This is a genomic window from Bosea sp. AS-1 (genome assembly GCF_002220095.1).
Taxonomy (GTDB): Bacteria; Pseudomonadota; Alphaproteobacteria; order Rhizobiales; family Beijerinckiaceae; genus Allobosea.
Window position 1 is genome coordinate 1280591 of the sequence record NZ_CP022372.1, and the last position, 14041, is coordinate 1294631.

The window sequence follows — 14041 nt, forward strand, 5'->3', positions numbered from 1 at the left end:
GGTTCAGCCCTTCCGGCCGCCGGCGCTCGCGACCAGCGCGCCCACGACGATGAGCGCGCAGGAAGCTGCCAGCAGCCAACTCGCCTGGGCGTAACCGAAGAGCACCAGGATCAGCGTCGAGAGCACCGGTGCTGCATAGGAGGCGACGCCGAGCAGGGCGACATCGCCGCGCTTCATGCCGATGTCCCAGACCACGAAGGCAAGGCCGATCGAGCCGAGGCCGAGGCCGAGCACGCCGGCCCATTCCACCGCCGTCAGTGACCAGAGCGTCGTCTCGAAAGCGAAATGGCAGGCGAGCGCCGGAACGGCACAGCCCAGCATGGTGAGGCTGAGGCTTTCAGAAGGCACGTCGGCAAAGCGGCGCGAGACCACCGAGTAGCTCGCCCAGACGAAGGCGCCGAGCGCCGCAAGCAAGTGACCGAAAGCGAGCCCGCCGCCGCTGCCGAGTCCACCGGAGACGAGGAGGCCCGTCGCGACAAGGCCGATGAGGGCCCCGACGAGATGGCGCGCCTTCAGCCCGCCGCCCGGCAGCAGCGCGGCGAAGAGGACGATCAGCAGCGGCCAGAGGTAATGGATCAGGTTCGCCTCGGCGGGCGGCGCCGTCTTCACGGCGGCATAATAGAGCGCGGTGTCGCCGAAGGGGCCGTAGAGTCCAAGCGCGAAGGAGGCCGGCGTCGGCCTGACCCGGCTGAGCTCGCCGCGCAGCGCCGTGATGGCGAGGATCAGCAGGCCGCCGATGATGAAGGTCATGGCGACGAGCTGGAAGGGCGGCACCCGCCCCGACATCGCCGTGAACAGCGCCAATGTCGACCAGAGCAGGATGGCGCAGAAGCCGATGAGGGTGGCGGTGCGGGAGGTCATGGTCGCTCGTCGGCCTGGACTGATCTGCGCTTAGATCATCGTGCGTCCATTCGGACGCGATAACGATGATCTATCTCAGTGTTGGCGCATCGGATCTTTCCGAAAAGTGGAAGCCACTTTTCGGTCCGACGCTCTAGCAGTTTCTGCGATGAATGCCAGCCGCGCCTTTGGATCGAGAAATCGTGCTTTTTGCACTGCAACTCGGCATGGCAGCCATGGGCGCCATGCTTCGGGGCCCGTTGACGCTGAGGCCGGCTCGCATCATGCGTCTGGTATGACAACCGTTCCGATGCCGTCCGTCGCGCGCCGTCCGCTGATGCCGGTTCTGGCTGCGCTCAGTCTCGCCCATCTGCTGAACGACCTCGTCCAGTCGATGATCCCGGCGCTGTATCCGCTGATCAAGGATACCTACCAGCTCGACTTCATGCAGATCGGCTTCATCACGTTGGCCTTCCAGGTGACGTCGTCGCTGCTGCAGCCGCTGCTCGGCTATGTCACCGACCGCAGGCCATGGCCCTATGCGATGGTCGCCGGCATGTGCTCGACGTTGACGGGGCTGTTGCTGCTTTCCTTCGCGCACAGCTACGCGGTGGTGCTGCTCGCGGCGGGGCTGATCGGCCTCGGCTCGGCGGTGTTCCATCCCGAGGCGACGCGCATGGCACGCCATGCCGCTGCCGGGCGGCAGGGGCTGGCGCAGGGCGTGTTCCAGGTCGGCGGTCATGTCGGTTACGCGGTCGGCCCGTTGCTGGCGGCGATCGTCGTGGTGCCGCGCGGGCAGGAGAGCCTGTCCTGGTTCTCGCTGGTCGTGCTGCTGGCGATGGGGCTGATGGGCTGGATCGGCGCCCGTTACGCGGCGATGCGGCGCGAGCAGAAATCCTCGAAGGAGCATGTCGAGGAGGTGGCGAGCCACGGCCTGCCGCGCGGGCGCATCCTGCTGGCGATGACGATCCTGATCGTGCTGCTGATCTCGAAGAACGGCTACACCGCCGCCTTCACCTCCTATTACACCTTCTATCTGATCCAGCGCTTCGGCGTGGAGGTGCAGCTCTCGCAGATCATGCTGTTCCTCTACCTCGTGGTCGGCGCCATCGGGGTCATCCTCGGCGGCATGATCGGCGACAAGATCGGTCGGGATCGGGTGATCTGGCTCTCGATCCTGGGTTCGCTGCCCTTCGCGCTGGTGCTGCCCTATGCCGATCTGTTCTGGACCGGGGTGCTCAGCGTCATCGTCAGCTTCATCATGGCGAGCGCCTTCTCGGCGATCCTGATCTATGCCATCGACCTCGTGCCGCACCGCATCGGCCTCGTCGGCGGGTTGTTCTACGGCCTGTCCTTCGGCCTCGGCGGCGTGGCGGCGGCGGCCATCGGCGCGCTCGCCGACCAGGTCGGCATCATCCAGGTGTTCAAGCTCTGCGCCTGGCTGCCGGCCCTGGGGCTTCTGACCTTCCTGCTGCCGAAGAGCGCGAAGCGGGTCTGAGCGGCGTTGCCGGTCCATGAAAAAGGCCGCGGCGATGCCGCGGCCTTGTCGTTGATCCCGCATCTGGTCGCGGCGGTTCAGGCCATGTACTGGCCGCCATTGGCGGAGAGGGTCGAGCCGGTGATGAAGCCCGCATCCTGGCCGGCCAGGAACACCACGGCGCGGGCGATCTCCTCCGGCTCGCCGAGGCGCCCGACCGGGATATGCGGCAGGATCGACTTCTCGACCACGGCCGGGTCGATCGCCTTGACCATCTCGGTCGCGATGTAGCCGGGGCAGATCGCGTTGACCGTGATGCCGGCGCGCGCGCCCTCCTGCGCCAGCGCCTTGACGAAGCCGATGTCGCCGGCCTTGGCGGCGGAATAGTTGACCTGGCCCATCTGGCCCTTCTGGCCGTTGATCGACGAAATGCAGATGACGCGGCCGAACTTGCGGGCGCGCATGCCCTCCCAGACCGGGCGGGTCATGTTGAAGAGCGAGTTGAGGTTGGTGTTGATGACCGCGTTCCACTGATCCTTGGTCATCTTGTGGAACATGCCGTCGCGCGTGATGCCGGCATTGTTGACCAGCACGTCGACCGGCCCGAGCTCGGCCTCGACCTTGGCGATGCCGGCGACGCAGGCATCGTAGTCGGAAACGTCCCATTTATGGACCGAGACGCCCGTCTCGGCCTTGAACTTGGCGGCGGCTTCGTCATTGCCGGCGTAGTTGGCCGCGACCTTGTAGCCGGCCTCCTTCAAGGCCTTGCAGATCGCCGCGCCGATACCGCGCGTTCCCCCTGTAACCAGCGCCACCTTCGTCATAGCCAGTCTCCCTCTTGGTGAAGTCCCCGGCAGCTTTGCCGCCGTTATTGTTCGGATAGCTTCAACGTGGGCGCGTAAGGCTCGTCCACGTCCTTGATGATCGCCTGCCCGCAGATGACGCGGCCCTGCACAGCGTCGAAGGCGAGCGTCGGCTGGCCATAGAGCGACCAGCCGCGGCTCAGCGCCTCGGTAACCCGATGACAGAAAGCGGCGTCATCGGGGCCGGTGAGATAGCGGTAAAGCGTCGTGCGCTTCGCCATCGGTGGGCGCCGGTCTCAGCGCTCCACGGCCATGGCGACGCCCATGCCGCCGCCGATGCAGAGCGTGGCGAGGCCCTTCTTGGCGTCGCGCTTCTGCATCTCGTGCAGCAACGTCACCAGCACGCGCGCACCGGAAGCCCCGATCGGGTGGCCGATGGCGATGGCGCCGCCATTGACGTTGACGATGTCGGTGTTCCAGCCGAGATCCTTGTTCACGGCGATGGCCTGCGCCGCGAAGGCCTCGTTGGCTTCGACCAGGTCGAGGTCCGAGACCTTCCAGCCGGCCTTCTCCAACGCCTTGCGCGTCGCCGGGATCGGGCCCGAGCCCATGATGGCCGGATCGACGCCCGCCGTAGCCCAGGCCTTGATGGTGGCCAGTGGCTTCAGACCGCGCTTGGCCGCTTCCTTGCCGCTCATGATGACGAGCGCGGCCGCGCCGTCATTGATGCCGGAGGCGTTGCCGGCGGTCACCGTGCCATCCTTCGAGAAGGCCGGCTTGAGCTTGGCCATGGCCTCGACCGTCGCGCCGTGACGCGGGTATTCATCGGTGTCGACGACGACGTCGCCCTTGCGGGTCGAGACGGTGAAAGGAACAATCTCGTCCTTGAACTTGCCGGCCTTCTGAGCGGCCTCGGCCTTGTTCTGGGACTTGGCGGCGAAGGCGTCCTGCTCCTCGCGGCTGATCTGCCATTTCGTCGCGACGTTCTCGGCGGTGGTGCCCATATGGTAGCCGTGGAAGGCGTCCCAGAGGCCGTCCTTGATCATCGTGTCGATGAACTTGGTATCGCCCATCTTGGTGCCGTTGCGCAGATGGGCGGCGTGCTGCGACATCGACATCGACTCCATGCCGCCGGCAACGATGATGTCGGCATCGCCATTGGCGATCTGCTGCAGGCCGATGGCGACGGTGCGCAGGCCCGAGCCGCAGAGCTGGTTGAGGCCCCAGGCCGTCTTCTCCTGGGGGATGCCGGCTTTCATCGCCGCCTGGCGTGCCGGGTTCTGGCCCTGACCGGCGGTGAGGATCTGGCCCATGATGACCTCGTCGACATCGGCGGGGTCGACCTTGGCGCGCTTCAGCGCTTCCTTGATCGCGGCGGCGCCGAGCTCGTCAGCGGGAGTGTTGGCAAAAGCGCCGTTGAAGGCGCCTACCGCCGTGCGCGCTGCGCCGACGATCACGATGTCCGTATCTGCCATGAGGGTATTCCTTGCTGCTACCTTGAGTGTCGTCCTGCCGCGCCGCTCCCGTCGGCGCAGCTGTCCCCACCACCTTCGAAGCCTGTCGTGACGCCGTCAAGTCAGGCGTGCTGCCCTATCCGACGCTTGGGAAGGTCGATCGGCTGTGGAGAGCGTGGAGCAACCGGGGCGCCGCCTCAATTCCGGCGGCTTTTTGCGCCGCACGCTCAAAAAACTTGCGGTGCAGCACCGAGCGGCTATCGTCGGTGCGGGGAGAACGTTCCGTCGAACCGCGTCGGCCCGGCCGGCGCAGCGGATCAACGTCTAGCAGGGTATGATGGCCAGCGAAAAAGAACCGACTGTCATCAAGAAATACGCCAACCGGCGCCTCTACCACACAGGTACGAGTTCTTACGTCACGCTGGAGGATCTGGCAGGGCTTGTCCGGGCGGGAGAGGATTTCGTCGTCTACGACGCCAAGTCCGGAGAGGACATCACCCGTTCGGTGCTGGCCCAGATCATCTTCGACGAGGAAGCCAAGGACGGGCAGAATCTATTGCCAATCACCTTCCTGCGGCAGCTGATCCGCTTCTACGGCGACAGCATGCAGGCGCTGGTGCCGCGCTACCTCGAATTCTCGATGGACCATTTCACGCAGGACCAGAACAAGTTCCGCGAGCAGATGGCGAAGGCCTTCGGTAGCTCGGCCTTCGGCGGCAACGCGCTCGACGCCATCCAGGCCCAGACGCGGGCGAACATGCAGATGTTCACCGAGGCGTTCCGGATGTTCAATCCGTTCGCCGCGACGGCGGCCGGGAAGGCGAAGCAGGGGGCCGCAGCGTCTGAACCTGCGGCTAAGGGCGACGAGCTCGGCGACCTCAAGCGCGAGCTCAACGAGATGCGCGAGCGGCTGGACAAGCTCTCCCGCAGCAAGTGAGCCGATGATCGGCGGGTAGAACGCCCTCCGCGACCTCCGCGCCGTCAGCAGGCGGCGCGGCGCGGCTCCGGCTCGGGGACCGGCGTCAGTTCGGCGCGGCCGACGAGATGGCCCTGCAGATAGGTGACGCCCCAGTCGCGCAGCATCGTCGCCTGCAATTCATCATCGACCCATTCCGCGACGGTCTCGACGCCGAGATGGCGCGCGAGATCGATCAGCGTGCGGACATAGAAGCGGTCGTCGGTCGAGCGGCGCAGATTCTGGGTGAAGGCGCCGTCGATCTTCAGGATGTCGACCGGGAAGGCGCGCAGGTGCTTGAGCGAGGTATGGCCGGCACCGAAATCGTCGATGGCGATGCGGGTGCCGCAGGCCTTGATGCGCCCGAGCAGCTTCGCCAGCCGCGACGGATCCTCGATGGTCGCCGTCTCGGTGACCTCGACGATCAGCCGTGAGGCGAGGCTGCGCGACGCGCCGGCGAGCGAGAGGAAGGCGTTGAGCCATTCGGGATCGCCGAGCGAGACCGGCGAGACGTTGATCGACAGTCTGAGCGCGGGATCCTCGGCCAGCAGCGTCAGCGCGAGTTCCAGGACGCGATGGTCGAACAACCGCACGAGGCCGCGTCGTTCGAGCAGCGGCACGAGCTCGGCGGAGGCGAAGAAGAGGCCGGCCTCGGGCTGCCCGACGCGCAGCAGCGCCTCGTGGAAGGCGGGAATGCGCGTATGGGCGGAGACGATGGGCTGCAGAGCCAGGCGGACGCGACGTTCGTTCAGCGCGGTAACGGCCTGGACGTCGAGGCCGCTGCGCTCGGTCCTGTCCTGCCGGCGGCGCTGCGGCCGCGCGATGACCGCGTCCTCGGCGGCGCTGGCCCGCGCGGTGGCGAGTGCGCTTTCGGCGGCGGCCAGCAATTCGCCGGCATGGTTGCCGAGCTCGGGCGCATGCGCCGCGCCGACCCGCAGCCGCACCAGCGCGATGCCATGGCTGGTCTCGATGGCCGATTCCGCCACGATCCTGCTGAAGCGCCGGGCGGCCGAATCGATCTGGTCGCGCGGGCAGGCGGAGAGAATGATCGCGAAGCTGTTGCCGGCGTAGCGCACGAGATGGTCGCGCCGCCGCGTCACCGAGCGCAGCCGCTCATGCACGGTGGCGATGATCTCGCCGGTGGCCTCGTGGCCGAAATCGTCGTTGAGCCGGGCCAGCTCGTCGATCGCGGCGACGAGGATAGCGACCGGCCGCTCCTGCGGCAGATGTTCCTGCAGGCACAGGCCGATCTGGTCGATCAGGGCAGGGCGATCGCAGAGATCGCCGCCGGTGTCGCCCAGCTCCTCGGTCCGTGCGGCGCGCTCGAGCCGCAGCACGCCGCGGGCGCGGGCGGGGCGCCCGTCGCTGCCAGCGAACCAGCGGCCGGTATCCTCGGCCCACATCTTCCGGCCGGCGAGGTCGACGGCGTAACGGGTGCGGTAGAGCACGCCTTCGCCCTGATCCTGCTCGCTCGAACCGAAGATCGCGTCGTAGCGGCTCGGACCGCTGCCGGGCTCGACCAGTGCAGCGAAGCCGATGCCGCGGAGCATGGCCCGGTCGGGCAGCGCGCCGAGGACCTCGGTCGCGTTCGGCCCCCAGATCAGCACATCGCTCTGGATGTCCCAGCTGTAGACCACTTCGCCGATCGAGGAGAGCAGGCCTCTCGGGTCAACCGCAGGTTCTTTGCGGAAGCTGAACAGCGACGGGGCAGGCATCGCGAGGGGCCTCGATCAGACAGTGCGCGCCGCGCCGTCCTGGCGCGGTCCGCCCGTCGCAGTGGTTACGGAAGCGTTTCCAAACGATGCGAGGATTCTGCTTAACACGGCGTTAAGTTTGGCCGCCGGATTGCAACTTGCCGTTCCGTCACAAGGCGTTGTGCCGGAGCGGGACATGTTGCGTAGCGGAGAAACGGCAGATCGGGGCAGGGCGGGCTCCAGCGCCTCGGCCCTGTTGCTGCTACAGGCGGCGGCCTCGCAGGCGCGGATCGGCCCCTTCGCGTTCAGGGGGCTGGCAAGCCCGCAATCGGCGGCGGCGCTTTACCGCAGCGTCGCGCGTCTGGCGGTGCCGGCGATCGGCAGGCGCTGAAATCCCAATCGATGGCGGGCAAAGAAAAACCGGCCTTTCGGCCGGTTCCATCGTCTTGTCGCGCGGGCCGGATCCGCGATCCGGCGTCCAGGCTCAGGCGTCAGCCTTGACCTTGAGGACCTGACGGCCGCGATACATGCCGCTCTTCAGGTCGACATGGTGCGGGCGGCGCAGCTCGCCGGAGTTCTTGTCCTCGATATAGGCGGGCTGCTTCAGCGCGTCGGCCGAGCGGCGCATGCCGCGCTTCGACGGCGACGTCTTCTTCTTCGGAACGGCCATTGTACTCTCCATCGTGCCGCCGCCCGGAGCGCGGCTCGCCAAAGCCACGCCACCGCCACGACGACGGATCAATCTCGTGAGGCGTTGCCCATACACGCTCAAGGCCGCGATGGCTAGAGCCTCGTGTGAAAAAGTCGCTAACGCGGCCTTGTGCCGCGAAAATATCGCGCATTGCCTGTCTGGGCGCGTCAACCAGGCAGCGCGCAATCGCCGAGCGCGCCGAGCTGGCCCATGCGCCGCTGCACCCGCCCGGCAGCCGATTGCAGGGCGCGACTCGGCTTGCCCGGATTACGCAGGAGCGGATTGGGCAGGGCGCCCGCGAGGCGGGCGGCTTCGGCCGGGGTGAGGCGCGCCGCGGATTTGCGGAAATAGCGCTGTGCCGCGGCTTCCGCGCCGAACAGGCCCTCGCCCCATTCCGCGACGTTGAGATAGACCTCGATGACCCGCGGCTTGCCCCAGGCGAAGTCGATCGCCATGGCGAGCGGGATCTCCAGCCCCTTGCGGATATAGGAGCGGCCCGGCCAGAGGAAGACGTTCTTGGCCGTCTGCATGGTCAGCGTCGAGGCCCCTCGGCTCGGCCCGTCCTCGTCCTCCAGCACCGCGTTGAGCTCGACCCAGTCGATGCCGCGATGGCTGCAGAAGCGCTGGTCCTCGGAAGCGATGACGGCGCGGATCAGATTGGGAGAGATCCGCTCCAGCGGCACCCAGTCGCGCTCGACGGAACGCAAGGTCAGCCAGCGGCCGAGCATCAGCGTCGAGGGCACCGGCACGAAGCGGTAGAGCGCCAGGGCAACGGCGAAGGCAAGGACGAGCCAGAAAGCCAGCCTCAGGCACCATCCGAACACCCAACCCAGCAGACCGTCCCCCGTTTCACGCCGCTCCGGGCGGCGCGCTTGCCACGGCCCGCACCTTGACGATGCCGCCAGCGTCCGGCAAGGCCCCCATCCCGGCAGCGAACGCGAGATCGGCGCATGAGTTCCGTTTCATCCCCCGTCGCAGAGAGCGATCTGCCCCTTCGTCTCGCGCGGACTGCCGAGGCGATCGAGCGCCTGCTCGAAAGCCTGCTGGCGACCGCGCCAGGCGAGGGCGAGATCGCGCGGCCCGAGCGCCTGGTCGCGGCGATGCGACATGGAGCCCTCGCCGGCGGCAAGCGGCTGCGGCCTTTCCTGACGGTGGAGACGGCCCGGCTTTTCGGTGTCCCGCAGGAGCAGGCGCTGCGGGCGGGCGCCGCGGTCGAGCTGCTGCATTGCTATTCGCTGGTCCATGACGATCTGCCGGCGATGGACGACGACGATCTGCGCCGTGGCCGTCCCACCGTGCACAAGGCCTTCGACGAGGCGACCGCGATCCTGGCGGGCGACGCCCTGTTGACGCTTGCCTTCGACGTGCTGGCCGATCCGGCGACGCATGCGTCCGGCGAGGTGCGGGCGGCGCTGGTGCGGGCGCTCGCCCGGGCTTCCGGTCTGGGCGGGATGGTCGGCGGGCAGATGTTCGACCTTGCGGCAGAGGGACGCTTCGAGGCGCAGAAGCGCGCGCTGACCGAGACGGAGATCCGGCGCCTGCAGGCGATGAAGACCGGGGCGTTGCTGGCGGCCAGCGTCGAGATCGGCGCGCGCCTCGGCGGGGCCGACTCCGTAGCGCTCAAGGCGCTCGACGCCTATGGCCGGGCGCTGGGCGCGACCTTCCAGGTGGCGGACGACATCCTCGATGTCGAGGCCGATGCGGCGCAGATGGGCAAGGCCACGGCGAAGGATGCCGACAAGGGCAAGGGGACGCTGATCGGCGTGCTCGGGCTCGACGGCGCCAAGCGCGAGCGCGACCGGCTGAGCGAGGTCGCGGTCAAGGCGCTCGCTGGCTTCGGGGCCGATGCGGATGTGCTGCGTGCTGCGGCGCGCTTCGCCGCGCAGCGGAAGAGCTGATACTTCAGCTTCGCGCGGTCATCCCGGATCGGCGCCGCTGGCGCGGCTTGTCCGGGACGACTTCGGCTGACCGAAAGATGGCTTACTGCCAGCGGCCGAAGGCGTCGCCGAGCGTCTGGGCGCCCGAGACACCCTTCTCGAAGGTGATGATGCCGCGACGGCCGGAGGTGAACAGCACCGGCAGGTCGATCCAGCTGCGGTTCAGGATGAGGTCGGTGTTGCGCTCGACCTCGACCGGCACGTTCGACATGGCCACGACGAAGAGATTGTCGCCAAGTGCCGAGTTGATCGCCGAGAGCGGTGCGCCGCGCTCGCCTTCGGCGGTCTTGAACTGCGGCACGCCGACCTCCTTGACCGCCTGCGACGGATCGCCGCTGTTGGTGAAGCGCAGGCCGATGATGTGCGAGGCGGGGAAGGCCGAATCGGTGTTGCGCCGCACGGTGAAATCGAGATTCATCCCGGCATCGGGGATCTCGACCGTGGCGCGGACGATGGTCTCGACCGGGCGGCCCTGGCCGGCGCTCTCGCTGTCGAGCCGCCAGAATACGCGGCCGTTGACGGCGCGCGGCTGCTGCGGGTTGTCCGGCGTCTCGATGTAGAGAATGGCGCGCTGCGCGACGGCGATCTCGCCGCCCGGCTGCTGCACCGGCGTGCCGGGCGCGTTGTTGGCAGCATTGCCGGGGCGGCCTTGCGCCGGCGCGTTCGGCTCGCCGACGCGGTCGTTGATCTTGCCCGCATTGTCGGGCTGCGTCGGCTGCTGCTGCGAGGCGGTTTCCGTGCTCGGGCGCGGCGTGTCCTGCGGCTTTAGCTTGTGCACGTAGATCGCGGTTCCGGCGATGGCCGCGACGGCGACCGCGACGACCACGCCGACGACCACGGTGCGGATATGGCCGGGCTTCACCCGCGATTCCCGCGGCGGCATGATGCGCGGCCGGGCCGGCTGGGCCTCGGCCGGCTCGGGCAGATGGTCGTCGAAATTGGAGGCGCTCGCCTCCTGGCCGCCTGCTTCCTGGCCCTCAGCGCGCGGCAGCGGCGCGAATTCGGGCTGCTTCTTCGGCTCTGGCGGGCGCGGCGGCTGTACGGCGCCGGATTGCGGGCGAATCACCGGACCGCGCGTGCTGGGCTGCGGCGCGGGCGATTCGTCGTACTCGGCCTCGATCCGGGCGACAGCCTCGTCGAGCGTCAGGCGCTCGCGCATGATCTCGGCTTCGCTCAGCGGCGGATCGAGACCGCGCAGCTGCGCGACGAGGGCAGCCCGTGCCCGATCGAAGATGGCGCGGCGCGCCTCGGGAGAGTTGTCGGGTAGCCCGGCGACGGCTCGCGCCAGGATCGGGTAGAAATCGGCCATTGGCCTCACTTGTCGCTGATGACGGGCCGCGTCAACCCTCGAAGGGCTGGCTCATCCTTCGAACGGATTGTGGACGAGGATGGTGTCGTCGCGCTCCGGGCTGGTCGAGAGCACGGCGACGGTGGCGCCGATCAGCTCCTCGATGCGGCGGACATATTTGATCGCCTGCGCCGGCAGGTCGGCCCAGGAACGGGCATTGGCGGTCGAGCCGTCCCAGCCTTCGATCGTCTCGTAGATCGGCTCGACGCGGGCCTGGTCGGCCTGGCCGGCGGGCAGATGTTCGAGGACCTCGCCGTCGAGCCTGTAGCCCACGCAGACCTTGATCTCCTTGAAGCCGTCGAGGATGTCGAGCTTGGTCAGCGCGATGCCGTCGATACCGGACGTCTTCACCGTCTGGCGCACGAGGCAGGCGTCGAACCAGCCGCAGCGGCGCTTGCGGCCGGTGACGACGCCGAATTCCTTGCCCTTGGTGCCGATCAGCTCGCCGATCTCGTCGAAGAGCTCGGTCGGGAAGGGGCCTTCGCCGACGCGGGTGGTGTAGGCCTTGGCGATGCCGAGCACGTAGCCGACCGCCGAGGGGCCGAGCCCCGAGCCGGTCGCAGCCTGGCCGGCGACGATGTTCGAGGAGGTGACGAAGGGATAGGTGCCGTGGTCGACGTCGAGCAGCGCACCCTGCGCGCCCTCGAACAGGATGCGCTTGCCGGCGCGGCGCTCCGCGTCGAGCAGCGCCCAGACCGTATCGGCGAAGGGCAGCACCTCCTGCGCGATCGCCTTGAGCTGGTCGAGCAGCTCCCGCCCGTCGACCTCGCCGATGCCGAGCCCGCGGCGCAGCGCATTGTGGTGGGCCAGCAGCCGCTCGATCTTGGCCTCGAGCAGGGCCGGGTCCTTGAGGTCGATGACGCGAATGGCGCGGCGGCCGACCTTGTCCTCATAGGCGGGGCCGATGCCGCGCTTGGTCGTGCCGATCTTCATGCCGGCATTCGAGGTCTCGCGGAAGTGGTCGAGCTCGCGGTGCAGCGGCAGGATCAGCGTCGCGTTGTCGGCGATGCGCAGATTGTCGGGCGTGATCGCGACGCCCTGGGCCCGCAGCTTGCCGATTTCCTCGACGAGGTGCCACGGATCGACGACGACGCCGTTGCCGATGACCGAAAGCTTGCCCGGCCGCACGATGCCAGAGGGCAGCAGCGAGAGCTTGTAGGTGACGCCGTCGATGACGAGGGTATGGCCCGCATTATGGCCGCCCTGGAAGCGCACCACGACATCGGCCTGGCTGGAAAGCCAGTCGACGATCTTGCCCTTGCCTTCGTCGCCCCACTGGGCGCCGACCACCACAACATTCGCCATGAGCGAGGTGTCCCTGCTGTTGTACCGCGTTGCCGTGCAAGCGGCCCGCGCAAATGCAAAACCCCGGCGCAAGGCCGGGGTTTCGGGGCAGGTCCTTGCAAGCCCTCATGGGCCAATGCGGCGCGCAGGTCAAGTTTTCCTGTCCTGCGGACGGCTTTCCGTGGGGAAATGACCTGCGAAAGCATGGCGGATCTGCAGGATCTGCGCAGTAATCCTGCCGCAATCGCGCGTAAGGGCTAAAGGCGTCATTTTCGGCGCACGGCGGGAATGGTGCCGGCCGGCGCGGACGCGAGAAGGGGAAGAACTGCGACCATGACCAAGCTCGACGGCTGGCTCGACCAGCACCATGCCGCGTTCACGGCGATCCGCCGCGACATCCACTCCCACCCCGAACTCGGCCTGGAAGAGCACCGCACCGCCAAGCTCGTCGCCGACAAGCTGCGCGAATGGGGCGTCGAGGTCACCGAGAATGTCGGCCAGACCGGCGTCGTCGGCGTCATCCGCGGCAAGCAGCCGGGCGGGCGGGCGATCGGGCTTCGCGCCGACATGGACTGCCTGGCGCTCGAGGAGACGACCAACCTGCCGTACTCCTCGAAGAATTCTGGCCGGATGCATGCCTGCGGCCATGACGGGCACACCACCATGCTGCTCGCCGCGGCGCGCTACCTTGCGGAGAACCGCGACTTCGCCGGCACGGTGAACCTGATCTTCCAGCCGGCCGAGGAAGGCCGTGGCGGCGCCAACGCCATGCTGGCCGACGGCCTGTTCGACCGCTTCCCCTGCGACGCGATCTACGGCCTGCACAACACGCCCGGCATGCCGGTCGGCCATTTCGGCACCACAGTCGGCCCGTTCCTGGCGGCGGCGGATTCGTGGAAGGTCACCTTCCGCGGTGTCGGTGGCCATGGCGGCTCGCAGCCGCACCGCTCGACCGATATCACCTATGCGCAGGCGCATTTCGTGCTCGGCCTGCAGGGCATCGTCGGCCGCAACGTCGCCCCGCTCGACACGGCGGTGATCAGCGTCGGCTACATCCATGGCGGCGACGTCAACGCTTCGAACGTCATCCCCTCCGAACTCGTGCTGGGCGGAACGGCCCGCACCTATTCGCAGGAGGTGCGTGACACGGTGGAGCGGCGCATCGCCGAACTGGCGGCGGCGACGGCGCAGGCCTGGTGCTGCCAGGCGGAGGCCTATTACCACCGCGGCACCAGCCCGCTGATCAACGAGGCCGAGCAGGTCAAGGTCGCGGTCGCCGCAGCGACCGCGGCTGCCGGTGCCGAGCAGGTCGACGGCAAGCTGCGCCCCGGCACGGGCGGCGAGGACTTCGCCGAGATGATGCTGGTCCGGCCTGGCGCCTTCATGCGCATCGGCAACGGCGTCAACCCGGACGGCTCCTTCGTCGGCCTGCACACGCCGCTCTACGACTTCAACGACGCGATCATTCCGAACGGCGTGCGCTACTGGGTCGGCCTCGTCGACCAGGAGCTCGGCCAGGGTCTGCGGGCCGTCGCGGCGGAGTAATCGGGCCGCTTTA

The 14041-nt window shown here is 68.1% G+C and carries 14 protein-coding genes; 5 read left to right on the forward strand and 9 right to left on the reverse strand.

Annotation, left to right across the window (positions count from 1 at the left end; translation table 11 throughout):
• Positions 1–3: 3 nt before the first annotated feature.
• On the reverse strand, positions 4–861 hold the full coding sequence (yddG, locus tag CE453_RS07650; RefSeq protein WP_089174042.1) for an aromatic amino acid exporter YddG: 858 nt from the start codon (positions 859–861) through the stop codon (positions 4–6).
• 274 nt (positions 862–1135) lie between these two features.
• Here yddG and CE453_RS07655 point away from each other — a divergent pair, with 274 nt between their 5' ends.
• Complete coding sequence (locus CE453_RS07655; RefSeq protein WP_089174043.1) at positions 1136–2338, forward strand: MFS transporter; 1203 nt, start codon at positions 1136–1138, stop codon at positions 2336–2338.
• Between the two features lie 77 nt (positions 2339–2415).
• On the opposite strand, the gene phbB is transcribed toward CE453_RS07655, so the two are convergent.
• Genes phbB through CE453_RS07670 form a run of 3 tightly spaced genes read right to left on the reverse strand, consistent with a single transcriptional unit; the run spans position 2416 to position 4595 of the window.
• Positions 2416–3141 (reverse strand): beta-ketoacyl-ACP reductase, encoded by a 726-nt coding sequence (gene phbB / locus CE453_RS07660; protein WP_089174044.1) that lies wholly within the window; start codon positions 3139–3141, stop codon positions 2416–2418.
• Between the two features lie 44 nt (positions 3142–3185).
• The gene (locus CE453_RS07665; RefSeq protein ID WP_089174045.1) at positions 3186–3401 is read right to left on the reverse strand and encodes a DUF1737 domain-containing protein; all 216 of its coding nucleotides are present in this window, start codon (positions 3399–3401) and stop codon (positions 3186–3188) included.
• A 15-nt stretch (positions 3402–3416) separates the two neighbouring features.
• A complete protein-coding gene (locus CE453_RS07670; RefSeq protein ID WP_089174046.1) occupies positions 3417–4595 on the reverse strand; it encodes an acetyl-CoA C-acetyltransferase in 1179 nt (392 codons plus the stop codon).
• A gap of 316 nt (positions 4596–4911) precedes the next feature.
• On the opposite strand from CE453_RS07670, the gene phaR reads away from it, so the two are divergent.
• Positions 4912–5511 (forward strand): polyhydroxyalkanoate synthesis repressor PhaR, encoded by a 600-nt coding sequence (phaR, locus tag CE453_RS07675; RefSeq protein ID WP_089177765.1) that lies wholly within the window; start codon positions 4912–4914, stop codon positions 5509–5511.
• 44 nt (positions 5512–5555) lie between these two features.
• On the opposite strand, the gene CE453_RS07680 is transcribed toward phaR, so the two are convergent.
• Positions 5556–7244 carry an EAL domain-containing protein gene (locus tag CE453_RS07680; protein ID WP_089174047.1) on the reverse strand — a complete coding sequence of 563 codons (1689 nt, stop codon included), beginning with the start codon at positions 7242–7244 and terminating at the stop codon, positions 5556–5558.
• A 175-nt stretch (positions 7245–7419) separates the two neighbouring features.
• Here CE453_RS07680 and CE453_RS07685 point away from each other — a divergent pair, with 175 nt between their 5' ends.
• Positions 7420–7614 (forward strand): hypothetical protein, encoded by a 195-nt coding sequence (locus CE453_RS07685; RefSeq protein ID WP_089174048.1) that lies wholly within the window; start codon positions 7420–7422, stop codon positions 7612–7614.
• Between the two features lie 93 nt (positions 7615–7707).
• Here CE453_RS07685 and rpmF read toward each other — a convergent pair whose 3' ends face one another.
• Complete coding sequence (gene rpmF, locus CE453_RS07690; protein WP_089174049.1) at positions 7708–7893, reverse strand: 50S ribosomal protein L32; 186 nt, start codon at positions 7891–7893, stop codon at positions 7708–7710.
• A gap of 188 nt (positions 7894–8081) precedes the next feature.
• Positions 8082–8738, reverse strand: coding sequence for a monofunctional biosynthetic peptidoglycan transglycosylase (gene mtgA / locus CE453_RS07695; protein WP_248307988.1), 657 nt, complete (start codon positions 8736–8738; stop codon positions 8082–8084).
• Between the two features lie 126 nt (positions 8739–8864).
• Here mtgA and CE453_RS07700 point away from each other — a divergent pair, with 126 nt between their 5' ends.
• Positions 8865–9812 carry a polyprenyl synthetase family protein gene (locus CE453_RS07700; protein WP_089174051.1) on the forward strand — a complete coding sequence of 316 codons (948 nt, stop codon included), beginning with the start codon at positions 8865–8867 and terminating at the stop codon, positions 9810–9812.
• Between the two features lie 82 nt (positions 9813–9894).
• Here CE453_RS07700 and CE453_RS07705 read toward each other — a convergent pair whose 3' ends face one another.
• Both CE453_RS07705 and CE453_RS07710 read right to left on the reverse strand, forming a co-directional pair.
• A complete protein-coding gene (locus CE453_RS07705) occupies positions 9895–11160 on the reverse strand; it encodes a hypothetical protein (protein ID WP_089174052.1) in 1266 nt (421 codons plus the stop codon).
• Between the two features lie 51 nt (positions 11161–11211).
• On the reverse strand, positions 11212–12504 hold the full coding sequence (locus CE453_RS07710; RefSeq protein WP_089174053.1) for an adenylosuccinate synthase: 1293 nt from the start codon (positions 12502–12504) through the stop codon (positions 11212–11214).
• Between the two features lie 312 nt (positions 12505–12816).
• Between CE453_RS07710 and CE453_RS07715 the strand changes: the two genes are divergently transcribed.
• The gene (locus CE453_RS07715; protein ID WP_089174054.1) at positions 12817–14028 is read left to right on the forward strand and encodes a M20 aminoacylase family protein; all 1212 of its coding nucleotides are present in this window, start codon (positions 12817–12819) and stop codon (positions 14026–14028) included.
• Positions 14029–14041: the final 13 nt, after the last annotated feature.